The organism is Klebsiella sp. Ech2A (genome assembly GCF_030078455.1).
GTDB classification, from domain to species: Bacteria; Pseudomonadota; Gammaproteobacteria; order Enterobacterales; family Enterobacteriaceae; genus Klebsiella; species Klebsiella terrigena.
Genome location: NZ_JAQGFU010000033.1, coordinates 1 through 23,407, shown reverse-complemented (window position 1 = coordinate 23,407; position 23,407 = coordinate 1). Strand labels below are relative to the sequence as shown.

Sequence of the window (23,407 nt, the reverse complement as noted above, 5' to 3'; positions counted from 1 at the left end):
TAGGTTATGTAACAGTTATGTGACTGAAGCAGAACGCCACTCCGCAGAGTGGCGAGATGTGGGGCTATGCGGCCAGCGCGCGCTGAATAATCGCCAGCGCCTGGCGGAATTGCGCATCGGGGATGGTGAGCGGGTAGAGGAAGCGGATGACGTTGCCGTAAACGCCGCAGGTCAGCAGCAGCAGCCCTTCAGCCAGCGCGCGTCGCTGGACGGCCTGGGTGAACTCGCTCGACGGCTCGCCGGTTTGCGGATCAAAAAACTCGACCGCCACCATCGACCCCTGCGCCCGCACCTCGGCAATCTGCGGGCACGACGCTTTGGCCTGGTTGAGGACCTCAACCAAATGGTGGCCAAGCTCATTGGCCCGCTGGCAAAGCTGCTCTTCGGCAATCACATCCAGCACCGCGTGCGCGGCGGCAATCGCCAGCGGGTTACCGGCGTAGGTGCCGCCGAGGCCGCCCGGCGCGGGAGCGTCCATCACCTCCGCCCGCCCGGCCACCGCCGACAGCGGCATCCCGCCCGCCAGGCTTTTCGCCATCGTGATCAGGTCGGGCTGCACGCTATAGTGTTCCATCGCAAACAGCTTGCCGGTGCGCCCAAAACCGGACTGCACCTCATCCGCAATCAGCAGGATGCCGTGGGTATCGCAGAGCGCGCGCAGCGCCTGCATAAACCCGGCAGGCGCTGCGTTGAACCCGCCCTCGCCCTGGACCGGCTCAATGACGATTGCCGCCACCTGGTCCGCTGCGATATCGGCCTTAAAGAGGCGCTCGAGGCTTTTTATCGCCTCTTCGCTGCTGACGCCGTGCAGCGCATTGGGATACTGAGCGTGGAAAACGGAGCCCGGGAACGGGCCGAAGCCGATTTTATAGGGAGCCACCTTGCCGGTCAGCGCCATCGTCATGTAGGTTCGGCCGTGGAAAGCGCCGCCAAAGGTGATGATTCCCGGACGACGGGTCCAGGCGCGGGCAATTTTGACCGCATTCTCTACCGCTTCCGCGCCGGTGGAGAAGAAGGCCGTTTTGACGGCGCCGGAGACCGGCACCAAAGCGTTAATGCGTTCGGCCAGCGTGACGTAGCTGGCGTAGGGGACAATCTGATAGGCCGTATGGGTAAAAGCCTCCAGCTGCGAGGCCACCGCGGCGACAACTTTGGGGTGTCGATGCCCGGTGTTGAGCACCGCAATCCCCGCCGCAAAATCGATAAACTCCCGGCCTTCGATATCCCACAGCGTCGCGTTCTCGGCCTTTTGCGCGTAGAAGTCGCACATGACGCCCACGCCGCGCGGCGTCGCCTGCTGGCGACGCTGATTAAGATCGTTATTTTTCACCTCTGCCTTCTCCCTATATGAATTTAGTCAGTCATGCCTGTCTAAAAACAATAGCGCCTGCCCGGCATTCAAGCCCAGCGGAAGAAGAAATTAATATGGTTGAAGCCTGGAGGGATAAAAAACAAAAAGCCCCCGCTGAGACAGTGGGGGCTTCTTTTAATACCGGGAACGGGCTTACGCTTCGATAGCGGTACGCAGTTTCTTCATGGCGTTCTTTTCAAGCTGGCGCACGCGCTCAGCCGAAACGCCGTAGCGATCCGCCAGCTCCTGCAGCGTGGACTTGTTGTCTTCGTCCAGCCAGCGGGCGCGGATGATATCCTGGCTACGCTCGTCGAGGCCCTGCATCGCGTCGGTCAGCTTGTTTGCCGCCTGCTCTTCCCAGTTATCATCTTCAATGCCGTCGGCAAAGTTAGACGTTTTATCCTGCAGATAGAGCACCGGAGCCATCGGCTGGCTATCGGACTCGTCGTCCGACGACATGTCGAAGGTCATATCCTGCGCCGCCATACGCGATTCCATCTCGCGCACGTCTTTGCTCGATACGCCCAGCTCGCGGGCAACCATTTCGACTTCATCCTGGTTAAACCAGCCCAGACGCTGCTTGGTTTTACGCAGGTTAAAGAACAGCTTACGCTGGGCTTTGGTGGTCGCGACCTTCACAATACGCCAGTTACGCAGAACGTATTCGTGAATTTCGGCCTTAATCCAGTGCACGGCAAAGGAGACCAGGCGCACTCCGACTTCCGGATTAAAACGGCGCACGGCTTTCATCAGGCCAATGTTGCCTTCCTGAATCAGGTCCGCCTGCGGCAGGCCATAGCCCGAGTAGTTACGAGCAATATGAACAACAAAGCGCAGGTGAGACAGGATCAGCCTTTTCGCTGCTTCCAGATCGCCCTGGTAATGCAGCTTTTCAGCAAGCTCCCGCTCTTCATCGGCCGATAACATCGGCCATGTGTTCGCAGCCCGGATGTAGGATTCCAGGTTACCAACGGGGGCTAAGGCTAAAGTTTGCATATCTTTGGTCATTCAAATCCTCTCAATCGATATCGTCTGGCGCGACAGTTCCCGCTTAGACAGCCGGGCAACAATCATGCCAGCGTTTATGAGCAACGAGAATATCACCCACATTAGTATCAGACAGTGATTTTATCCACAAGTTCCATGCAACGGTGTGAATACATTACGCACAAAATGTGACATGGAGATGAAGCGTAGGGAAGAGACGACAGGGACTCTTTCCCTGCAGAGAGACATTCAGTCAGTGCAGGGAAAGATTATACCAGAAAATTTTTAATCGGGAGTAAAGTGACGTAAATGTTGCACCGTCGCCAGCCAGGCCGCGACCCAGCCGATCATCGAGCAGACGATCAGCATCAGCAGACACTCGTCGAAGCCGAGGCCGCTGAGCTCAAACTGAGTCCCGAATACCTTCGCCACTTCCGTGACCGCCGATGACAGGCGCATCACCATAATCTCCGACAGGATCAGCGATAAAAACGCGCCGCAGAAGCCCAGCAGCGCGCCGCCGTAGAGGAACGGACGCAGGATAAAACCGTCCGTTGCGCCAATCAGCTTCTGCACGTTGATGGTATCGCGGCGGGCAAAGATGCTCAGGCGCACGCTGTTGCCGATCACCAGGAACACGGCGGCCACCATCAGCACGCCGATCAGCGCCGAGACGCGGCCAACCAGCCCGGTCAGCGAAGAGAGGCGCGCAAACCAGCTGTCATCCATGCGGACTTCATCGATGCCCTGAATATGCTTAATCCGATCGCGCAGGGTGTTGAGCGAGTCGGTCCCCTGGAAATCCAGCTTCGGCACGACAATCGCCACCGCCGGCAGCGGATTCTCTTCCAGCATATCCAGCGCGCCGCCAAAGCCGGACCAGTTGCGGAACTCGCCTAAGGCTTCATCCCGCGACAGATAGTTGACCTTCTCCACGCCCTGCTCCGCCTGCAGCTGCCCGACCACCCGCGCCGCGGCGTCATCGTCCAGCGTCTTCTCCAGGTAGACGGTGATCTGCGGCGATGGATAGTACTGCGACGCCGCGCTGTTAACGTTTTTGTACACCATGTAGCACACGCTCGGCAGCGTCAGCGAAATGGCGATGACCATGATGGTCAGGAAGGTGGCCAGCGGCGTGCTTTTCAGATCCTGTACCGCACCGTGCCAGGCGTAGCGCACCTGCTCATTGAAAACGTTGCTTTTACGAGAAGCAGGATTCGGCGCCGCTTTTGGCCGCTTCGGCGCATTGCGCCCGCCGCCGGCCCCTGCGGCATTGCGGATGCGGTCAAATCGGCTGCCAAACTGGCGAATGTGGTTTATTGCGTCGCGCTTATTCACCCCAGTGGCCTCCGTGCATATGCCCGTCGCTCAGGGTCAGCATGCGGTACGAACGACTGGAGATCAGCCCCAGGTCGTGCGTCGCCATCAGAACCGTGACCCCTACGCGGTTAAACTCTTCAAACAGTCGTAAAATCCCCTCCGAGAGCGCCTCGTCGAGGTTACCGGTCGGTTCATCCGCCAGCAGCACCGCCGGCTTGTTCACCACCGCCCGGGCGATGCCCACGCGCTGCTGCTCACCGCCGGAGAGTTGGATCGGAAGATTTTTCGCTTTGTCCAGCAGCCCGACTTTATCCAGCGCCGCCGACACCCGGCGGCGGATATCATCCCCGCTGGCGCCGGCGATAATCAGCGGGATCGCCACGTTATCAAACACGGTGCGATCCATCAGCAGATGGTGGTCCTGGAAAATCATGCCGATCTGACGGCGCAAAAACGGTACCTCACGGCTCTTCAGGCGGCTAATATCGTGGCCGCCGAACAAAATTTTGCCGGCGCTCGGCCGCTCGATGCCGCAGATAAGCTTGAGCAGGGTACTTTTCCCCGCGCCGGAGTGGCCGGTCAGGAACGCCATCTCGCCCGACTGCAGGTGGAAGTTCACCCCCTGCAGCGCTTGTCTCCCACCGAGATAGGCTTTGCTGACTTGTTCAAAGCGAATCATGATTAATCCTCTCGGGCAAAAAGTGCCTCAATAAAGTCGCCCGCGTTAAACGGACGCAGATCCTCAATACGTTCACCGACGCCAATATAGCGAATCGGAATACCGAACTGGTCAGCAACCGAGAAGATAACCCCACCTTTCGCGGTACCGTCCAGCTTCGTCAGCGTGATGCCGGTCAGGCCAACGGCCTCATGGAACAGTTTGGCCTGGCTAATCGCGTTCTGCCCGGTGCTGGCATCAATTGTCAGCATCACTTCATGCGGGGCATCTTCGTCGAGCTTCTTCATCACGCGGACAATTTTCTTCAGCTCTTCCATCAGGTGCGATTTATTCTGCAGACGACCCGCGGTATCGGCAATCAGGACGTCAACGTTGCGCGCCTTAGCGGCCTGAATGGCGTCGAAAATAACCGAAGCCGAGTCCGCACCGGTATGCTGCGCAATCACCGGGATATTATTCCGCTGACCCCAAACCTGCAGCTGCTCTACCGCGGCGGCGCGGAAGGTATCCCCCGCGGCCAGCATGACCGACTTGCCCTGCTGCTCAAACTGACGCGCCAGCTTGCCGATGGTCGTGGTTTTACCCACGCCGTTGACGCCAACCATCAGAATAACAAACGGCGTTTTCCCTTCAACGTTCAGCGGCTGGTCAACCTTAGCCAGAATATCGCCCATCTCCTCTTTCAGCAGGCCATACAGCGCTTCGGCATCGCGAAGCTGCTTGCGGCTGGCGACGTCGGTAAGATGGGTAATAATCTTACGCGTCGTTTCCACGCCCACGTCGGCGATCAGCAGCTGCTCTTCCAGCTCGTCGAAGAGATCATCATCTATTTTTTTGCCGCGGAACAGACTGATAAATCCGGAACCGAGGTTCTGTTTCGTTTTAACCAGGCTGCGCTTGAGTCGGGCGAAGAAGCCCTCTTTCGTCGGCTTCTCCTGCTCGATCTGAGCGGCTTCCTGCGGCTCGACCTCTTCCTCAGCTTCCGCCGCCAGCGCCTGGGCTTCCAGCTCATCGTCGGACAGCGCGGGCTCGTCCTCAATCAGCGCATCTTCCGCGACGGCGCCCTGCGGCGGGGCGATAGTCTCTTCCGGCTCTTGTTCAGCAAGCGCTTCGGCGACCGCCGGCTCGGCAATCACCTCTTCAACCAGCGGCTCTTCCACCGGCGTTTCTTCGACGATGACCGGTGCAGCTTCCGGCGCTACAACAGCCGTCTCGACGACAGGTTCTTCTTCCACTTCGTCAACGGTCGGCGCAGCGTCTATCGCGGCCGTCGGCTGAACCGCCTCTTCCACGATGGTTTCTGCGACCGGATGCGGCAGCTCGCTTTCGACAACCTGTTCGGTGACCTCAACGACGTCTGCGGCAAAGGCCTCCGGGTCCGCTTTCTCCGGCGCCGGGGCGTGCTCCGCTTCGGCGTCAGGCGCCACGGCGGTCTCAGCCGGCGCCTGTTCGGCAGGAGCCTGTTCCGCCGCTTCCTGCAGCCCTTCTACTTTTTGTTCAACTTCTGTTTCCTGCGCCTGCTCTTTTTGTCCAAAGCCCAGCCAGGAAAAGAAGCCACGTTTTTTCTCTTTCGCCATTTGCGACTACACTCCTCGCTGATTATTCATGGCACAGCTTCGGCATATCTGTCGCGGAAGCTGAAAAATAATGAAATTAGTCGGATAGTCTATCACTTAACTTAACGCGCATCACCGCCCCCGGATTAAGGTTTCGTCATCCGCCTTCGATCGCTAGAATAGCAGGCTGGAAGTTGAGACTTGAGCAGAGAGATGAAGAAACCAAACCACGCAGGCAGCGGCCAGATCCGCATTATCGGCGGACAGTGGCGGGGCCGGAAATTACCGGTGCCGGAGAGCCCGGGCCTGCGCCCGACCACCGACCGGGTCCGTGAAACCCTTTTTAACTGGCTGGCGCCGTCTATGGTCGACGCGCGCTGCCTGGACTGCTTTGCCGGCAGCGGCGCGCTGGGCCTGGAAGCGCTCTCCCGCTACGCGGGCAGCACCACGCTGCTGGAGATGGAGCGCGGCGTCGCCCAGCAGCTGCAGAAAAACCTGGCGACCCTCAAAGCCAGCAACGGCACGGTGGTCAACACCAATACCCTGACCTGGCTTAATCAGCCCGGCACGCCGCACCAGATAGCGTTCGTCGACCCGCCGTTTCGTAAAGGGCTGCTGGAAGAGACGCTGCGGCTGCTGGAGAGTAACGGCTGGCTCGCCGACGAAGCGCTGATCTACGTCGAGAGCGAAGTCGAAAATGGGCTACCGCCGGTACCGGCAGGCTGGCACCTGTATCGTGAGAAAGTGGCCGGACAGGTCGCCTACCGCCTCTATCAACGAGAGGCACAAGGAGAAAAGAATGCTGATTAATCTGGGCCGGGTACTGATGCTGTGCGTATGGGCCTTTTTGCTCTTAAACCTGTTTCAGCCTTTCCCTAAGCCGCTGAACATTTTCGTCAACGTTGCGCTTATCTTTATGATCCTGATGCACGGCCTGCAGCTGACGCTGCTGAAGGCCACTCAGCCGAAAGATGCGCCGCCGCTGGGCCGCTTCGAGCAGGTGCGTATTTTTGTCTTCGGCGTATTCGAGCTGGTTGCCTGGCAGAAAAAGCTCAAGGCCACGCTGCGTAAGAAGTGATGGCACTCGGCTCGCTGCCGCGCCGCACGGCGCGTAGCATAGCCGGACGCAGCAGGCTCAAGGAGCGGGCGTAAACGCGACGAACCTTGAGCCTCTGTAGCTCAGCATTCCCCTGTCACCCACGCTAAGCGCATGATACTGCGCCTCTTCGAGACGAAAGCTGACTTCGAGCCCGCCGGTTTGCGGCCTGAAGCTGACGTCATAGCGCATCTCGCTGCCGGCCGGAGCGACGGTTTGCTGGCGCGAGCGGCGATCGTTAATCACTCTTTCCCGCTTGTTGCTCACCACCACCTGCCTTTGCAGCAGCGGCGCGGCGTCGTTGTCCCTGCTTTCCCGCCGCTGCTGCACGTAGCGAACCGATGCCGCCACCACAATGATGGCCACCACAATAATAAAAAACAGCGGGATCTTGCTCATTCATCTTACCCCCAGGAATTCTCAGGAATCAGCATACCGCGCCTTGATTAACGTTGTCATCTACCCTCCCGAGCCACTACACTGAACATTAGTACCGTCAGTACAACTACTTATACCCTGTGCATTTCGGGTTGCGGCCTGAACACGGCGGGTATAGCGATAACAGATACAGGGACTCACTATGCTTTGGTCGTTTATTGCTGTCTGTTTTTCCGCATGGCTTTACGTCGATGCGTCCTATCGTGGGCCAACGTGGCAACGTTGGTTGTTTAAACCCGTTACGCTCATTCTCCTGCTGCTGCTTGCCTGGCAGGCACCGATGTTCAACGCCATCAGCTATCTGGTGCTGGCCGGCCTGTGCGCCTCGCTGGTCGGCGACGCGCTGACGCTGCTGCCGCGCCAGCGGGTGATGTACGCCGTCGGCGCCTTTTTCCTTTCGCATCTGCTCTATACCATCTGGTTTGCCAGCCAGATGACGCTGTCATTTTTCTGGCCGCTGCCGCTGGTGCTGCTGGTCGTTGGCGCGCTGCTGCTGGCAGTTATCTGGACCCGGCTGGAAGAGATGCGCCTGCCGGTATTCACCTTTATCGGCATGACGCTGGTGATGGTCTGGCTGGCGGGCGAGCTGTGGTTCGTGCGCCCGACCGATACCGCCCTCTCCGGCTTTACCGGCGCCGCCTTCCTGCTGCTGGGTAATATTGTCTGGCTGGTCAGCCACTATCGCCGTCGTTTCCGCGCCGATAACGCGATTGCCGCCGCCTTCTACTTCGCCGGGCACTTCCTGATCGTGCGCGCGCTGTATCTCTAATTTAGCGCTTGACTCTGGAGTCGACTCCAAAGTGTATCCTCTGGGCAATGAGAAAATTATCATTACCCGGAGGGTCCCATGTCGACTCCAGAAGCTCAGGATAAAAAAGTCCCACAGTTCTCGTCATTCAAATTAAAACCCGCTGCCGCACGGCCTGACAGCTGCTGTACGGACTCCTCCTGCGCGGCGCAGGCCCGCGAAGAAACCCTGGAAACCGCGCGCTACAGCTGGTTAATCGACGGCATGGACTGCGCCGCCTGCGCCCGCAAGGTCGAGAACGCCGTACGCCAGGTGCCGGGCGTCAGCCAGGTACAGGTGCTGTTTGCCACGGAAAAGCTGCTGGTGAACGCCGGGAGCGATATCCGTCCGCAGGTGGAAAGCGCGGTACGCTCGGCGGGCTATACCCTGCGCGATGAAGATACTCCGCAGCAGGAAACCTCCCGGCTGCGGGAGAATCTGCCGCTGATAACCCTGGCGCTGATGATGGCGCTGAGCTGGGTGCTGGAGCAGTTTAATCATCCCTTCGGCGAGCTGGCCTTCGTTGCCACCACCCTCGTTGGCCTGTGGCCGGTCGCGCGCCAGGCGGTGCGTTTGATGAGAAGCGGCAGCTGGTTTGCCATTGAAACGCTAATGAGCGTCGCCGCCATCGGAGCGCTGTTTATCGGCGCCACCGCCGAAGCCGCGATGGTGCTGCTGCTGTTCCTGATCGGCGAACGCCTTGAGGGCTGGGCCGCCAGCCGCGCTCGCCAGGGCGTCAGCACGCTCATGGCCCTCAAGCCCGATACCGCCACGCGGATCCGCGACGGCGTGCGGGAAACCGTCGCCCAGCGCGAACTGCGCCCCGGGGATCTGATTGAGGTCGCCGCCGGCGGACGCCTGCCCGCCGATGGTCAGCTGATGACGCCGTTTGCCAGCTTCGATGAGAGCGCGTTAACCGGCGAATCCGTCCCGGTGGAACGCAGCGCCGGCCAGCGCGTGGCGGCAGGCGCAACCAGCGTCGACCGTCTGGTGCAGCTGAAGGTTATCTCCGAACCCGGCGACAGCGCTATAGACCGCATTCTGAAGCTGATTGAGGAGGCCGAAGAGCGCCGGGCGCCCATCGAGCGCTTTATCGATCGCTTTAGCCGTATTTATACCCCGGCCATTATGCTCGTCGCCCTGCTGGTGGCCGTCGTACCGCCGCTGCTTTTTGCCGGTGCCTGGCTGCCGTGGATCTACAAGGGGCTGACGCTGCTGCTGATCGGCTGCCCGTGCGCGCTGGTGATTTCCACCCCGGCGGCGATCACCTCCGGGCTGGCGGTCGCGGCCCGACGCGGGGCGCTGATTAAAGGCGGCGCCGCGCTTGAACAGCTGGGCCAGGTTCGCCAGGTCGCCTTTGATAAAACCGGCACCCTGACCGTCGGCCAGCCGCGCGTGAGCGCAGCGATCGTCACCGCCGACATCGATGAGAACGACCTGCTGGCGCTGGCCGCCGCGGTGGAGCAAGGCTCCAGCCATCCGCTGGCCCAGGCCATCGTCCGCGAAGCGCAGCAGCGGGGGCTGAATATCCCCGCCGCCAGCGCCCAGCGCGCGCTGGCCGGTTCCGGCATCGAAGCCGAGGTTGCAGGCCGCCGGGTGCTGATTTGCGCGGCGGGGAAAGGGGCGGCGGCGGCGTACGAAGAGCAGATCCAGCGGCTGGAGAGCGCCGGCCAAACGGTGGTGCTGGTGCTGCGTGAGGATATCCTGCTCGGCATTCTGGCGCTGCGCGATACCCTGCGCGACGACGCCCGCCAGGCGGTTGACGATCTGCGTCAGCTCGGCGTGCAGGGGGTGATCCTCACCGGCGATAACCCGCGCGCGGCGGCGGCCATCGCCGACGAGCTGGGGCTGGCGTTCCGCGCCGGGCTGCTGCCTGCCGATAAGGTCACGGCGGTGATGGCGCTCAACGCCGAAGCGCCGCTGGCGATGGTCGGCGACGGCATCAACGACGCGCCGGCCATGAAGGCGGCCACCATCGGCATTGCGATGGGCAGCGGCACCGACGTGGCGCTGGAGACCGCCGACGCGGCGTTAACCCATAACCGCTTAACCGGCCTGGCGCAGATGATTTCGCTGGCTCGCGCCACCCATGCCAACATCCGGCAGAACATTGCGATTGCGCTGGGGCTGAAGGGGATTTTTCTGATAACCACGCTGCTCGGCCTGACCGGACTTTGGCTGGCGGTGCTGGCGGATACCGGCGCCACGGTGCTGGTCACCGTCAACGCCCTGCGGCTGCTGCGCCAGAAGTAGCGGGCGCGCTCCTCGCTGGCGCTGCGCTCAGCGGGGAGCTTAGTGGTTTTTACGAATCAAATAGCGGTACGGCAGGGCGCTAATCTCCTGGGCCACCAGCTCGTGCTCCATAAAGCGGCAAAAGCCGGGAATATCGCGGGTTGTCGCCGGATCGTCGGCGATAATCAGCAGCGTCTCGCCCACCGGCATCGTACGCACGGCCTTGCGCACCATCATTACCGGCTCGGGGCAGCGCAGCCCCTGTGCGTCCAAAGTGTGGTCAGGACTGGAAAAAAGTTCGCTCATTTTCATCTCACGTCTACAAAACGGCCCTAGTTTACCCCCACCTGCACGCGACGCAAGCCAGGTTAACGTTTGCGCGAAAAACAACCGTTGCATTACGCTCTCAACGCAGTATCATGCAGCCGTTTTTAATTGGGTTCCCTCACCCCAAATTTCAGTCCCCCACTCATTCACGTTGTAGAAAAGCGGCAACGCCTCTGCAGCCTGAAGGATAACGGGCATAAAAAGGTCACAATATGAATCCCTTTACTACCGTACAGCGTAAAAAAGCGCTGGTCTGGCTATCGCTATTCCATTTGCTGGTGATCACCTCCAGCAACTATCTGGTGCAGCTACCGATCTCCATTTTTGGTTTCCATACCACCTGGGGCGCGTTCAGCTTTCCGTTTATCTTCCTCGCCACCGATCTGACGGTACGCATTTTTGGCGCACCGCTGGCGCGACGCATCATCCTCGCGGTGATGGTCCCGGCGCTGCTGATCTCCTACGGCGTCTCCGCGCTGTTTTATATGGGCGAATGGCAGGGCTTTGCCGCACTGACGCACTTCAACCTGTTCGTGGCGCGTATCGCAGTCGCCAGCTTTATGGCCTATGCGCTGGGGCAGATCCTCGACGTCCACGTCTTTAACCGCCTGCGTCAAAACCGCCGCTGGTGGCTGGCGCCCACCGCCTCGACGCTGTTTGGCAACGTCAGCGACACGCTGGCCTTTTTCTTTATCGCCTTCTGGCGCAGTCCGGACCCGTTTATGGCGGCCCACTGGGGAGAAATCGCCATCGTCGACTACTGCTTCAAGGTGCTGATTAGCATCGTATTCTTCCTGCCGATGTACGGCATGCTGTTGAATATGCTGCTGAAAAAAATGGCGGATAAATCCGATTTGTCAGCATTGCAGCCAGGTTAAGAGTACTCGCAGACTGATGTGATAAGATAAGCGAATGAGCCGTTAATGGCCGTTTATCGAAAGGAAGATGTCAATGCGCAATTTGGTTAAATATGTCGGTATTGGCCTGCTGGTTGTGGGCCTTGCGGCCTGTGATAATAGCGATTCAAAAGCGCCAACCGAAGGGGCTGCGGCTGAAAGTAACGCCAGCGGACAAACCGTGAGCCTGCTGGACGGCAAGCTGAGCTTCTCCCTGCCCGCAGGGATGACTGACCAGAGCGGGAAGCTGGGCACTCAGGCCAACAACATGCACGTCTATTCTGATGTCACAGGTCAGAAAGCGGTGATCGTGATTGTGGGCGACAGCACCACTGAAGAGCTGCCCGTACTGGCCCAGCGTCTGGAAGAGCAGCAGCGCAGCCGCGATCCGCAGCTGCAGGTCGTGACCAATAAATCCGTTGAGATCAAAGGCCACACGCTGCAGCAGCTGGACAGCATCATCTCCGCCAAAGGACAGACCGCCTGGTCTTCGGTTCTTCTCGGCAAGGTGGATGATAAGCTGCTGACCCTGCAGATCACTCTGCCGGCGGACAACCAGCAGCAGGCGCAGACTGCGGCGGAAAACATCATCAATACCCTGACCATTCAGTAACTCGCGGTCAGAGGTTATGGCCTCCGGTGTCGCCACCGGGGGCCATTTTTTTTGCCGCCAGCCGCGCTATTCAGGTTCAGCGAATCTGCCCCGCTCGATTTTTCCCCGTTACCACGTCGTCCGCTGAAAAACAGCTACCAGAACTGAATATTGATTTACGTTATTCACGACTTAAATCGGCGAAATAAAACAGAATTTCCGCGGCGCCCGGCAGCCGGGGATATAATATCCCCATTATATAGCCGGGTAATAATTTGCTTATTATTAAATGATGAGAATGATATGACTGAATAAGCCGGCTGATTAATTTGATGATGAAGAATAGCGAGGATTGTATAATTTTTGTGAATTTTAGGCTCTCAAAGTAAATTTTAACCGTCTGAAATCCATCATCATTACGCATTGTCGCTGGTGACCTCGCGATCTATGCTTTATGATGAAAACCCTTCTCGCCTGACGTCAAAACGGAAAACGTGCGAGATATTTACCTGAGACATAATTCCGGCCCGGTGAGACGGATATTAATTATTCTTAGCACTGGGCATCTCATCATATACCCATAATTCGACAGGAAGCGTTCATGAAAAAGGTTGTTAAGTGGCTGGCGGCTATTGCCGTTATCGGGACATTGGCAGGCTGCGCCCGTACGGCGCCCATCGAACAAATTCAGACAACGGTCAGCGCTGGCCATACCGATGCTCAGGTAAAAAACGCTATTTTCCGGGCCGGCGTACAGCGCCAGTGGATAATGTCAGAAACGGCGCCGGGTATTATCAAGGCCCGCCAGCAGGCGCGCGATCACGTTGCTGAAGTGCAAATTAACTATTCCGCGACCGGTTATTCTATTCGTTACGTCAGCAGCCTCAACCTGATGGCCTCCGGCGGTGAAATCCATAAAAACTATAACCGCTGGGTACATAATTTGGATAAAGACATCCAGGTTAATTTGGCTGCCGGAAGCGCGCTGTAAGCGTTCGCTCTCCGCGCCCCGGCATGCTGTGATTAGGGGCAGGTCGTTCTCTTACCCCTAAAGAGGAATATAGCGCCCGGCGCTATATCGGCATCATCCCGCTCACGCCGGCCGGCAATCGCCTGAAGGCCCGCGGGATATGCCGAACCGCCATTTGATTCGGCATTATCCTATGTCTTCGCAGGGCGCCCTGTATGATATGTGGTGATCGCTGCAGAAAATGCGCGTCAGGCCGCGGGCGGAACGATGAAAATATTCGGCTCGCGCTCTTAGATTTGCCACAATAAATTGCACTGATGCGCAAAAATATCGAAAATACGCGAAACCGATCGGCAAATAATGCGGGCTGCGGCGCGCCCGATAACCTGGCGTCGGTCATACCGTATTGGCAGGCCAGCAGAAAAATAACAAGGTGGCGTTAAAAAACGCTACCAGAATCACCGATTTACCGCGGACTCGCGTTGATGAAATTTGCACTAAACATAATTGACTGGCAGGGCAGAGCCCCAGGACTAAGCGAAACGACGCAGTGGCAGCAGTGGTCACGGCTTTCGCACGCCATCGATCCGGCGGCGCCTCAGGCAAAGCTGAGCGAATTACCGATGATGACCGCCAGACGACTCAGCTCCGGCAGTCGGCTGGCCGTTGAGTGCGGGCTGGCGATGCTGCGCCGCCATCCCATCGACGCCGTGCTGTACACCAGCCGCCACGGCGAGCTTGAACGCAACTACCGCATCCTGCACGCGCTGGCGACGGAGCAGGCGCTCTCCCCGACCGACTTCGCGCTCTCCGTGCATAATTCAGCGGTCGGTAACCTGACCATTGCCGCCCAAAGGCCGATCGTCTCCTCTTCGCTCTCCGCCGGGCAGGATACCTTCCAGCAGGGGCTGTGCGAAGCGATGTGCCTGCTGCAGGCGGGCTATCAGCGCGTGCTGATGGTCGATTTCGACGGCCATCTCCCGGAGTTTTATCACCCCTCTCTTCCCCCCACGATGCCGACCTGGCCCTACGCGCTCGCGCTGGTTATCGAAGCGGGCGAAGAGTGGCGCTGTTCGACGAAGCGCGCCGCGCCGGGCGAAGAGGCGGAGCTGCCGCAGAGCCTGCAGTTTTTACGCCACTACCTGCAGGAGAGCCCGGCCTTTACTATCGCCGGCGAGCGCCTGCAGTGGCAGTGGAGCCGCTCATGAACGGCCTTCCGTCACGAATAAATCGCGCCTGGCGCGGGCTGATGACCGGCGTCTGCTTCGCGCTGTTCGGCCTTGGCGGGCTGCTGCTGTCCTTAGTCTGGTTTAACCTGCTGCTGGTGGCGGTCAGAGATAAATCTCGCCGCCGTCGCCTGGCGCGACGCAGCATCTCGGCCAGCTTTCGCCTCTTCTTAACGGTGGTCAAAGCCGTCGGGGTGCTGGATTACCGGATCGTGGGCGCCGAGCTCCTGCGCCAGGAGCGCGGATGCCTGGTGGTGGCTAACCATCCCAGCCTTATCGACTACGTGATGCTGGCTTCGATCATGCCCGAGACCGACTGCCTGGTAAAAAGCGCCCTGCTGAAAAACCCGTTCGTCAGCGGCGTGATCCGCGCGGCGGACTATTTGATTAACGATCAGGCCGACGCCCTGCTGCCCGCCAGCCGGCAGCGCCTGCAGCAGGGCGATACCATCTTAATTTTCCCGGAGGGAACCCGCACCCTGCCGGGTGAACCCATGGTCCTTCAGCGCGGCGCCGCCAATATTGCCGTGCGCTGCGCCAGCGATTTGCGCGTAGTGGTCATTCGCTGCAGCGAACATATGCTGGGCAAAAACAGTAAATGGTACGATGCGCCGGCAACCCGGCCCCTGTTTACCATCGAGGTAGGCGATCGGGTGCAGATCGCCCAGTTTTACGACGAAAACTCACAAGAACCGTCGCTGGCAGCAAGACAGCTAAATCGGCATATTTTGCTTCAATTACAATCAGGTACTACGCCTACTTCAGGAATTAATGATGCAAGCGCTCTATCTTGAACTGAAAAATCTCATCATCAACACGTTGAATCTGGAAGAGCTGTCGGCTGACGACATCGACGCCGACGCGGCGCTCTTTGGCGACGGTCTCGGCCTCGACTCCATTGACGCCCTGGAACTGGGGCTGGCGGTGAAAAACCGCTACGGCGTGGTGCTTTCCGCCGAAAGCGACGAGATGCGCCAGCACTTCTACTCCGTCGCGACCCTGGCCGCGTTCATCCACGCTCAACGTACCTGAGACACCACCCATGACTGAATCACATGATATTTATGCAGAAGTCTCGGCGCTTCTGGTTAAGCTGTTTGAAATCGACCCGCAGGAGATCCGCCCGGAAGCGCGTCTGTACGAAGACCTCGAGCTGGACAGCATTGACGCCGTCGACATGATCGTCCATCTGCAAAAGAAGACCAGCAAGAAAATTAAGCCGGAAGAGTTTAAGGCCGTGCGTACCGTACAGGACGTGGTTGATGCGGTTGAACGCTTGTCCCGAGAAGCCTGATCCGCATGTCGGAAGCCCCTTCATCTAAGGGTATACAGCTGCTAACGAGCCTGCTCCTGCTGGCCTGGCCATTTTTAATCTGGCTGGGCCTCGCGCACAACAGCCTGCACTGGCTGCTCCCCTTGATGGCGCTGATTCTGCTGTTACGCTTTCGCCAGGCCCGGCGACAGGCGGGACCGCTGCACGCCGTCACCCGGCTGGTGGCGCTGGCGGGTATTACACTCTGTACCGCCAGCTACCTGCTCAAAACGCATCAGCTGCTGCTGTTTTATCCGCTGGTGGTCAACGCCGTTATGCTCGCCGTTTTCGGCGGCTCGCTGTGGTCCGCGATGCCGGTTGTTGAGCGGCTGGCGCGCCTGCGCGACCCGCAGCTTTCCGCGGCCGGCGTACGCTACACCCGTCGGGTGACGCAAATCTGGTGCGGCCTCTTTATTCTTAACGGCAGCATGGCGCTCTTTACCGCTCTGTATGGCGATATGGCGCTATGGACGGCGTGGAACGGCATGATTGCCTATCTGCTGATCGGCGCGCTGATGGCCGCAGAGTGGCTGGTGCGCCGGCGGATGATAAAGCGAGAATCGTCATGATAGCGCCTCTCTCCCTGGCGCGCTGGCTGGACGCTTCGCGCCCGTCGGACACGCCGATCGCCTGGCTGGATGAGCAAACCTGGACCCTCGGCCATTTGCGCTACGACGTGGCGCAGTGGGTCGAACGGCTGCAACGGCACGATGCCGAACGCTGGGCGCTGTGCTTTGAGGACAGCTACCTGTTTCTCGTCGCGCTGCTGGCAACGCTGCACGCGCATAAAATCCCGGTGATCCCTGGACATAGCCGCAGCTCGCTGCTGAACGAGCAGCGGGCGCTGTTTGACGGCGTCCTCAGCGACAGGCCCCTCGACTGGCACGGACCCTCGCTGGTCATCGGCAGCGCGCGGCGCGCGATGGCGGAGCCCGGCGCGTTTTGCCGCGTCGCCGGCGACGCCTGCGTAGAGCTGTTTACCTCAGGCTCAACCGGGAAACCCAAGCGGGTTATCAAACCGATCGCCCATCTCGACCGCGAGGCCGAGCTGCTGGCCGCGCGCTTCGCTACCCGCCTTGAGGGCTGCCGCATCGTTGCCTCGGTGGTGCCTCAGCACCTCTACGGGCTCACCTTTCGCATCTTTCTGCCGATGGCCCTCGGCCTGCCGCTCCACGCGGCGATGCTCTTTTACGCCGAGCAGCTCAGCGCCCTGAGCCAGCAGCACCGCTATGCGTTTATCAGCAGCCCGGCGTTTTTGAAACGCCTCGATCCCCATCTGACGCCGCCGCCGGTAGAGCTCATTCTCTCCGCCGGCGGCCAGCTTCCTTCGGAAGACGTCGCCCGGGCGGCGGCCTGGCTGAAGGTCTGGACGGACGAAATTTACGGCAGCACCGAAACCGGCGTGATCGCCTGGCGCTCGCGGCGTCAGGAAGAGGCGGCCTGGCAGCCCTTTGCCGGCATCAGGCTGCTGCTGCAGGGGAAGACTTTCCGCCTGTTTTCACCGCTTATCGCCGATGAAGACGGACTGTTAATCGACGATACCCTGGAATTTACCGCTAACGGCCAGTTTCGCCTCACCGGACGGCGTGGGCGGGTGGTCAAAATTGAAGAGAAGCGGATTTCGCTCAGCGAAATAGAGCTCAGGCTCCTGAACCTGCCGGGGATCCGCGAAGCGGCCGCCCTGCCGGTCACCCGCGGCGATCGCCAGGGGATTGGCGCGCTGCTGGTGCTGGATGCGCAGACCCGTCAGCGCTGGCAGCGCGAGGGCAAAACCCTTGAGCGCCAGTGGCGCCAGGCGCTGCGCCCGACGCTGGAACCGGTGGCGATCCCCCGCTACTGGCGCGTGATTGACGACATCCCGGTCAACAGTATGAACAAGCGTGTCTATGCGCAACTACAGGAATTTTTTCATGATACCCCATGAAATAGAGCGCCATCAGGCACAGCCGCAGCAGGTTGAAATCGTCCTGCACCTCGACCCTAACCTCTTCTGGTTCGGCGGCCATTTTGCCGTCCAGCCGCTGCTGCCCGGCGTCGCGCAGCTCGACTGGGCGATGCACTACGCCACCACGCTGCTGGCGCCGGGCTGGCGCTTTCACAGCATTCAGAACGTCAAATTCCAGGCGCCGCTGCTGCCGGAGACCACCGTCACGCTGGCCCTGAGCTGGCAGGAAGCGCGCCAGATACTGACCTTTAGCTATCAGCGCCACGACGGCGAGGCGCGCCATACCGCCAGCAGCGGGAAGATTCGCCTGTGTCGCTAACCTTCCGCCCCTGCGTGGTGATCCCCTGCTACAACCACGGGGCAATGATGGCGCGCGTGCTGGCCCGGCTGCAGCCGTTCGGCCTGCCCTGCATCGTAGTGGACGACGGCAGCGGCGAGGAGACGCGTCTCCAGCTGAGCGAGCTGGCGGCGCGGGAGCCAAACCTGACGCTGATTCGGCTGGCCGAAAACGCCGGCAAAGGGGTGGCGGTGATCCGCGGGCTGCAGGCCGCCGCCGAAGCCGGCTATAGCCACGCCGTGCAGGTCGACGCCGACGGCCAGCACGCAATCGAAGATATTCCGCAGCTGCTCGAGCTGGCCCGCAGCCATCCGGCGGCGCTGATTTCCGGCCAGCCGATTTACGACGACTCCATTCCCCGTTCGCGCCTGTACGGACGCTGGATAACGCACGTCTGGGTGTGGATCGAAACGCTATCGCTGCAGCTGAAAGACAGCATGTGCGGGTTCCGCGTCTACCCGATAGCGCCAACGCTGCGTCTGGCGCAGCGCGTCGCCCTGGGCCAGCGCATGGATTTTGATACCGAAGTGATGGTCCGCCTCTACTGGCAGGGCAACCCCAGCTATTTTGTGCCGACGCGCGTCACCTATCCGCCGGACGGGCTCTCTCACTTTGACGCCTTTAAGGACAACTGCCGCATCTCCTGGATGCACACCCGCCTGTTCCTCGGCATGCTGCCGCGCATCCCCTCCCTGCTGCTGCGCCGCTCCCCCGTACACTGGGCGCGGCAGGAGGAGGTCAAAGGGCTGTGGGGCATGCGCCTGATGCTGCTGGTGTGGCGTCTGCTGGGGCGCAAAGCGTTTTCGCTGCTGCTCTATCCGGTGGTTGCGGTCTACTGGCTCAGCGCGCACCGCGCCCGCCGGGCCTCCCGGGACTGGCTCTCCCGCGTGCGGGCGCAGCTTAGCGTCCGGCAGCAGCCGCTGCCTGCGCTGAACAGCTATCGCCACTTTCTGCGCTTTGGCCATGCGATGCTCGATAAAATCGCCGGCTGGCGCGGCGAGCTCCGCTTCGATCGCGATGTGGTTTTTGCGCCGGGAGCGCAGGAAACGCTGCACAGCAGCGCCCCCGGCGGCAAGCTGCTGCTGGCCTCGCATCTTGGCGACGTCGAAGCCTGCCGGGCGCTGGCGCAGCTGCAGGGAAGCAGAACCATCAACGCGCTGGTGTTTAGCGACAACGCCCGCCGCTTTAAGCAAATCATGCAGGAGATGGCGCCGCAGGCCGGGCTGAACCTGATACCGGTAACCGATATCGGTCCGGATACCGCCATCCTGCTGAAAGAGAAGCTGGAGCGCGGAGAATGGATTGCGATCGTCGGCGACCGCATCGCGGTGACGCCCCAGCGCGGCGGCACGTGGCGCGTCTGCTGGAGCCCGTTTATGGGCCAGCCCGCGCCGTTCCCGCAGGGGCCGTTTATTCTGGCATCGGTTCTGCGCTGCCCGGTACAGCTCATCTTCGCCCTCCGCCAGCAGGACAAGCTGCACATTCACTGTGAACCCTTCGCCGACCCGCTGATCCTGCCGCGCGCCGGGCGCGAGGAGGCGATCCAAAACGCGGTCGATCGCTACGCCAGCCGCCTCGAGCACTACGCCCTGCGCTCGCCGCTGGACTGGTTTAATTTTTTCGATTTCTGGCAGTTGCCAGACGCCAAAGAGAAGGAGTAAAGGGTGCTTAACGATCCCCGTTTTACTGCCGAAGTAGAGCTGACCGTCCCGTTTCACGACGTCGATATGATGGGCGTGGTGTGGCACGGCAACTACTTCCGCTACTTCGAGATCGCCCGCGAGGCGCTGCTCAATCAGTTCAACTACGGCTACCGGCAGATGAAGGAGTCCGGCTACCTGTGGCCCGTCGTCGACACCCGCGTTAAGTACCGCGACGTGCTGACCTTTGAACAGCGCTTTCGCGTGCGCGCCCGCCTCGAAGAGTATGAGAACCGGCTGCGCATTGGCTATGAGATCGTCGACGCGGCCAGCGGAAAACGGACCACCACCGGCTACACCATTCAGGTCGCGGTAGAGGAGAAAAGCCGGGAAATGAGCTTCGTCTGCCCGGATATTCTGTTTGAACGCATGGGGGTCACGCCATGAAACTCTGGCCCCTGCTGGCGCTGCTGATCAGCCCGCTGGTCAGCGCGCTGACGCTCGACGATCTGCAGCAGCGCTTCACCGAGCAGCCGGTTATCCGCGCCCACTTCGATCAAACCCGCACCATCAAGGATCTGCCGCAGCCGCTGCGATCCCAGGGAACGATGCTGATCGCCCGCGATAAGGGCCTGCTGTGGGATCAAACCCGGCCGTTCCCGATGCAGCTGCTGCTCGACGACCGGCGAATGGTACAGGCGATTAACGGCCAGCCGCCGCAGGTCATCACCGCCGAAAGCAACCCGCAGATGTTCCAGTTCAACCATCTGCTGCGGGCGCTGTTCCAGGCCGATCGCCGGGTGCTGGAGCAGAACTTCCGCGTTGAATTCAACGATGCGGGCGCGGGCCGCTGGACGCTGCGCCTGACGCCGATAGCCACGCCGCTGGATAAAATCTTCGCCACTATCGATCTCAGCGGGCAGGCCTACCTGGAACGCATTCAGCTAAACGATAAGCAGGGCGACCGCACCGATATCACCCTTTCTCAACATCAACTTACGCCAGCGCAACTGACCGATGACGAACGCCAACGATTTGCTGCACGGTAACCGCAGGAGCTTCGCGCTGCTGTGGGGACTCGCCTGCCTGGTGATGCTGGGGGTGCTGCTGACGCTGCTGCCGCAGTCGCGGATGAACAGCAGCGTGCTGGCGATGCTGCCAAAGCAGGCCCTTGGCGCCGTTCCTCCGAGCCTCAATGAGGGCTTTATGCAGCGCCTTGACCGGCAGCTGGTGTGGCTGGTCAGCCCCGGCAAGCAGGCCGACCCGGAGGTGGCCCGCGAGTGGCTCAGGCTGCTGCAGAACTCCCACGCGCTGGCGACGGTGAAGGGACCGATGGATGCCGCCAGCCAGCAGGCCTGGGGCACTTTTTTCTGGCAGCACCGCAACGGACTGATTGACGATGCCACCCGCGCCCGCCTGCAAAACGGCGGCGAAGCCCAGGCGCAGTGGATCCTCTCTCAGCTCTACTCCGCCTTCTCCGGCGTCAGCGGCAAAGAGCTGCAAAATGATCCGCTGATGCTGATGCGCGGCTCGCAGCTGGCGATGGCGAAAAACGGCCAGCGTATGCAGCTGAAGGATGGCTGGCTGGTGACCGAGGATAAGCAGGGCAAACAGTGGTATCTGCTGCACGGCGAGCTGGCAGGTTCGTCGTTTGATATGCAGCAAACCCATCGCCTTGTGACTACCCTCTCCGCCCTGCAAACGGAGCTCAAGGCCCGCTATCCGCAGGCTCAGCTGCTCTCACGCGGCACGGTATTTTACAGCGACTACGCCAGCCAGCAGGCAAAACGGGATATTTCAACCCTCGGCGTGGCCACCATCCTCGGCGTTATTCTGCTCATCGTCGCGGTCTTTCGCTCGCTGCGTCCGCTGCTCCTGAGCCTGATCTCCATCGGCATCGGCGCGCTGGCGGGCACCGTCGCCACGCTGCTGCTGTTCGGCGAGCTGCACCTGATGACGCTGGTGATGAGCATGAGCATTATCGGTATTTCCGCCGACTACACGCTCTACTACCTGACCGAGCGGATGGTGCACGGCGGCGAGGTCACGCCGTGGCAAAGCCTCGCCAAAGTGCGCAACGCGCTGCTGCTGGCGCTGCTGACGGTGGTCGTAGCCTATCTGATCATGATGCTCGCGCCCTTCCCCGGCATTCGCCAGATGTCGGTATTCGCCGCCGCCGGGCTCAGCGCCTCCTGCCTGACGGTCATCTTCTGGCATCCGCTGCTCTCCCGCGGCCTGCCGGTGCGCCCGGTGCCGGCGATAGTCCTGATGCTGCGCTGGCTGGCGGCATGGCGACGCAATAAAAAGCTCACCATCGGCCTGCCGGTCGCCCTGGCGCTGTTCTCGCTGGCGGGGATCGCCACCCTGCGCGTCGACGACGATATTTCCCAGCTGCAGGCGCTGCCGCAGCCCCTGCTGGCGCAGGAAAAGACCATCGCGGCCTTAACCGGCCAGGGCGTCGATCAGAAGTGGTTCGTGGTCTACGGGCGGACGCCGCAGCAGACGCTGGAGCGGCTGGAAGCCTTCGTGCCGGCGCTGGAACAGGCGAAGCGGCAGGGGCAGCTTAACGGCTACCGGACGATCCCCCTGAACTCGCTGGCCCGCCAGCATCAGGACCTGACGCTGCTGAAGGCCGCCTCCCCGGCGGTGAGCCGCGTGCTGCAAAGCGCCGGGCTGCAGGCGATCAATCCGGATCTCAGCCCCATGCCGGTCACCGTGGAGGCCTGGCTTGCCAGCCCGGCCAGCGAAGGCTGGCGTCTGCTATGGATAACCCTGCAGAACGGCGAGAGCGGCGTGCTGGTGCCGGTTGACGGCGTGAATGAAAGCCCGGCGCTGAAGGCCCTCGGCGCAAAATATAGCGGCGTGGCGTGGGTCGACAGGAAAAGCGCCTTCGACGAGCTCTTCGCCCTCTATCGCCATTTGCTCACCGGGCTGCTGGGTATCGCCCTGGCCACCATCGCCTGCGGGGCGGTTCTGCGCCTCGGCTGGCGTAAAGGGCTTATCAGCCTCGTGCCTTCGGTACTCTCCTTAGGCTGCGGCCTCGCGGCGCTCTCCCTCAGCGGCCACTCGCTCAATCTGTTTTCGCTGCTGGCGCTGGTGCTGGTGCTGGGGATTGGCATCAACTACACGCTGTTCTTCAGCAACCCGCGCGGCACGCCGCTGACCTCGCTGCTGGCCGTTACCCTGGCCATGATGACCACGCTGCTGACCCTCGGCATGCTGGTATTTAGCTCAACCCAGGCGATCGCCAGCTTTGGCATCGTGCTGGTCAGCGGGATTTTCACCGCCTTCCTGCTATCGCCCCTGGCGATGCCCGGCAAAAAAGGGAAACAAAGACGATGATGACGTTCAGATTTGGCCGCGCCCTCGCGCTGATTGCCACCTTAGCCCTTGCCGGCTGCGGCCATTCGCAGAAGGCGCAGCAGGGCCGCCCGCAGGCATGGCTGGAGCCGGGCACCCGCGTGACGCTCCCGGCGCCGGGTATCTCGCCGACGCTCAGCTCACAGCAGCTGCTGACCGGCAGCTTTAACGGCCAGACCCAGTCGCTGCTGGTGATGCTCAACGCCGACGCGCACAGGGTGACGCTGGCCGGGCTCTCATCGGTGGGCATTCGCCTGTTCCTCGTCACCTATGATGAAAAAGGCGTACATACCGAACAGTCGATCGTAGTGCCGCAGATGCCGCCCGCCAGCCAGGTGCTGGCGGACGTGATGCTC

At 60.8% G+C, this 23,407-nt stretch carries 26 protein-coding genes; 19 read left to right on the top strand and 7 right to left on the bottom strand.

What is annotated here, in order from left to right:
- Positions 1 to 64: 64 nt before the first annotated feature.
- The 5 genes from PFH44_RS09465 to ftsY form a co-directional block, all read right to left on the bottom strand.
- Positions 65 to 1,330 (bottom strand): 4-aminobutyrate--2-oxoglutarate transaminase, encoded by a 1,266-nt coding sequence (locus tag PFH44_RS09465; RefSeq protein ID WP_128876988.1) that lies wholly within the window; start codon positions 1,328 to 1,330, stop codon positions 65 to 67.
- Between the two features lie 174 nt (positions 1,331 to 1,504).
- Complete coding sequence (gene rpoH, locus PFH44_RS09460; RefSeq protein ID WP_041143056.1) at positions 1,505 to 2,359, bottom strand: RNA polymerase sigma factor RpoH; 855 nt, start codon at positions 2,357 to 2,359, stop codon at positions 1,505 to 1,507.
- Between the two features lie 264 nt (positions 2,360 to 2,623).
- Positions 2,624 to 3,676 carry a permease-like cell division protein FtsX gene (ftsX, locus tag PFH44_RS09455; RefSeq protein WP_045853997.1) on the bottom strand — a complete coding sequence of 351 codons (1,053 nt, stop codon included), beginning with the start codon at positions 3,674 to 3,676 and terminating at the stop codon, positions 2,624 to 2,626.
- Positions 3,669 to 4,337: a cell division ATP-binding protein FtsE gene (ftsE, locus tag PFH44_RS09450; protein ID WP_004868565.1), complete on the bottom strand. Its 669-nt coding sequence runs from the start codon at positions 4,335 to 4,337 to the stop codon at positions 3,669 to 3,671. Before ftsE ends, ftsX begins: the two co-directional genes overlap by 8 nt.
- A gap of 2 nt (positions 4,338 to 4,339) precedes the next feature.
- A complete protein-coding gene (gene ftsY / locus PFH44_RS09445; protein WP_283824876.1) occupies positions 4,340 to 5,914 on the bottom strand; it encodes a signal recognition particle-docking protein FtsY in 1,575 nt (524 codons plus the stop codon).
- 192 nt (positions 5,915 to 6,106) lie between these two features.
- On the opposite strand from ftsY, the gene rsmD reads away from it, so the two are divergent.
- Positions 6,107 to 6,703 (top strand): 16S rRNA (guanine(966)-N(2))-methyltransferase, encoded by a 597-nt coding sequence (gene rsmD / locus PFH44_RS09440; protein WP_045853995.1) that lies wholly within the window; start codon positions 6,107 to 6,109, stop codon positions 6,701 to 6,703.
- Positions 6,693 to 6,971, top strand: a complete 279-nt coding sequence (locus PFH44_RS09435; RefSeq protein ID WP_041143060.1) for a DUF1145 family protein — start codon at positions 6,693 to 6,695, stop codon at positions 6,969 to 6,971. The genes rsmD and PFH44_RS09435 overlap by 11 nt, the downstream gene beginning before the upstream one ends.
- A gap of 57 nt (positions 6,972 to 7,028) precedes the next feature.
- Here PFH44_RS09435 and PFH44_RS09430 read toward each other — a convergent pair whose 3' ends face one another.
- Complete coding sequence (locus tag PFH44_RS09430; protein ID WP_283824879.1) at positions 7,029 to 7,379, bottom strand: DUF2500 domain-containing protein; 351 nt, start codon at positions 7,377 to 7,379, stop codon at positions 7,029 to 7,031.
- Positions 7,380 to 7,569: 190 nt separating this feature from the next.
- Between PFH44_RS09430 and PFH44_RS09425 the strand changes: the two genes are divergently transcribed.
- Positions 7,570 to 8,196: a lysoplasmalogenase gene (locus PFH44_RS09425; protein WP_045853992.1), complete on the top strand. Its 627-nt coding sequence runs from the start codon at positions 7,570 to 7,572 to the stop codon at positions 8,194 to 8,196.
- A 78-nt stretch (positions 8,197 to 8,274) separates the two neighbouring features.
- The gene (gene zntA / locus PFH44_RS09420) at positions 8,275 to 10,467 is read left to right on the top strand and encodes a Zn(II)/Cd(II)/Pb(II) translocating P-type ATPase ZntA (RefSeq protein ID WP_283824875.1); all 2,193 of its coding nucleotides are present in this window, start codon (positions 8,275 to 8,277) and stop codon (positions 10,465 to 10,467) included.
- A 39-nt stretch (positions 10,468 to 10,506) separates the two neighbouring features.
- Here the strand turns inward: zntA and tusA are convergent, their stop codons facing one another.
- Entirely contained in the window at positions 10,507 to 10,752 is a 246-nt protein-coding gene (gene tusA / locus PFH44_RS09415) for a sulfurtransferase TusA (protein ID WP_041147480.1), read from the bottom strand.
- A 233-nt stretch (positions 10,753 to 10,985) separates the two neighbouring features.
- Here tusA and PFH44_RS09410 point away from each other — a divergent pair, with 233 nt between their 5' ends.
- The 15 genes from PFH44_RS09410 to PFH44_RS09340 all read left to right on the top strand — a co-directional run.
- Positions 10,986 to 11,651 carry a 7-cyano-7-deazaguanine/7-aminomethyl-7-deazaguanine transporter gene (locus PFH44_RS09410; RefSeq protein WP_045853990.1) on the top strand — a complete coding sequence of 222 codons (666 nt, stop codon included), beginning with the start codon at positions 10,986 to 10,988 and terminating at the stop codon, positions 11,649 to 11,651.
- A 73-nt stretch (positions 11,652 to 11,724) separates the two neighbouring features.
- Positions 11,725 to 12,282, top strand: a complete 558-nt coding sequence (locus tag PFH44_RS09405; RefSeq protein ID WP_045853989.1) for a DcrB family lipoprotein — start codon at positions 11,725 to 11,727, stop codon at positions 12,280 to 12,282.
- Between the two features lie 580 nt (positions 12,283 to 12,862).
- Positions 12,863 to 13,252: an LptM family lipoprotein gene (locus PFH44_RS09400; protein ID WP_041143066.1), complete on the top strand. Its 390-nt coding sequence runs from the start codon at positions 12,863 to 12,865 to the stop codon at positions 13,250 to 13,252.
- 464 nt (positions 13,253 to 13,716) lie between these two features.
- Positions 13,717 to 14,439, top strand: a complete 723-nt coding sequence (locus PFH44_RS09395) for a beta-ketoacyl synthase chain length factor (RefSeq protein ID WP_283824874.1) — start codon at positions 13,717 to 13,719, stop codon at positions 14,437 to 14,439.
- Entirely contained in the window at positions 14,436 to 15,251 is an 816-nt protein-coding gene (locus PFH44_RS09390; RefSeq protein WP_045853986.1) for a lysophospholipid acyltransferase family protein, read from the top strand. The genes PFH44_RS09395 and PFH44_RS09390 overlap by 4 nt, the downstream gene beginning before the upstream one ends.
- Positions 15,232 to 15,489, top strand: coding sequence for a phosphopantetheine-binding protein (locus tag PFH44_RS09385; RefSeq protein ID WP_041143069.1), 258 nt, complete (start codon positions 15,232 to 15,234; stop codon positions 15,487 to 15,489). The genes PFH44_RS09390 and PFH44_RS09385 overlap by 20 nt, the downstream gene beginning before the upstream one ends.
- A gap of 10 nt (positions 15,490 to 15,499) precedes the next feature.
- Positions 15,500 to 15,751, top strand: a complete 252-nt coding sequence (locus PFH44_RS09380) for an acyl carrier protein (RefSeq protein ID WP_045853985.1) — start codon at positions 15,500 to 15,502, stop codon at positions 15,749 to 15,751.
- Between the two features lie 5 nt (positions 15,752 to 15,756).
- A complete protein-coding gene (locus PFH44_RS09375) occupies positions 15,757 to 16,338 on the top strand; it encodes a COG4648 family protein (protein WP_045853984.1) in 582 nt (193 codons plus the stop codon).
- Positions 16,335 to 17,693, top strand: coding sequence for an AMP-binding protein (locus tag PFH44_RS09370; protein WP_283824873.1), 1,359 nt, complete (start codon positions 16,335 to 16,337; stop codon positions 17,691 to 17,693). Before PFH44_RS09375 ends, PFH44_RS09370 begins: the two co-directional genes overlap by 4 nt.
- Positions 17,680 to 18,033 carry a 3-hydroxyacyl-ACP dehydratase FabZ family protein gene (locus PFH44_RS09365; protein ID WP_045853982.1) on the top strand — a complete coding sequence of 118 codons (354 nt, stop codon included), beginning with the start codon at positions 17,680 to 17,682 and terminating at the stop codon, positions 18,031 to 18,033. Before PFH44_RS09370 ends, PFH44_RS09365 begins: the two co-directional genes overlap by 14 nt.
- Entirely contained in the window at positions 18,024 to 19,712 is a 1,689-nt protein-coding gene (locus PFH44_RS09360) for a glycosyltransferase family 2 protein (protein ID WP_283824872.1), read from the top strand. The genes PFH44_RS09365 and PFH44_RS09360 overlap by 10 nt, the downstream gene beginning before the upstream one ends.
- Positions 19,713 to 19,715: 3 nt before the next feature.
- Positions 19,716 to 20,138 carry an acyl-CoA thioesterase gene (locus tag PFH44_RS09355; RefSeq protein WP_045853980.1) on the top strand — a complete coding sequence of 141 codons (423 nt, stop codon included), beginning with the start codon at positions 19,716 to 19,718 and terminating at the stop codon, positions 20,136 to 20,138.
- Positions 20,135 to 20,740, top strand: coding sequence for an outer membrane lipoprotein carrier protein LolA (locus PFH44_RS09350; RefSeq protein ID WP_045853979.1), 606 nt, complete (start codon positions 20,135 to 20,137; stop codon positions 20,738 to 20,740). The genes PFH44_RS09355 and PFH44_RS09350 overlap by 4 nt, the downstream gene beginning before the upstream one ends.
- Positions 20,709 to 23,033: an MMPL family transporter gene (locus PFH44_RS09345; RefSeq protein ID WP_283824871.1), complete on the top strand. Its 2,325-nt coding sequence runs from the start codon at positions 20,709 to 20,711 to the stop codon at positions 23,031 to 23,033. Before PFH44_RS09350 ends, PFH44_RS09345 begins: the two co-directional genes overlap by 32 nt.
- On the top strand, positions 23,030 to 23,407 hold a 378-nt coding region (locus PFH44_RS09340), incomplete at its 3' end, for a DUF3261 domain-containing protein (protein WP_283824870.1). The genes PFH44_RS09345 and PFH44_RS09340, both read left to right, overlap by 4 nt.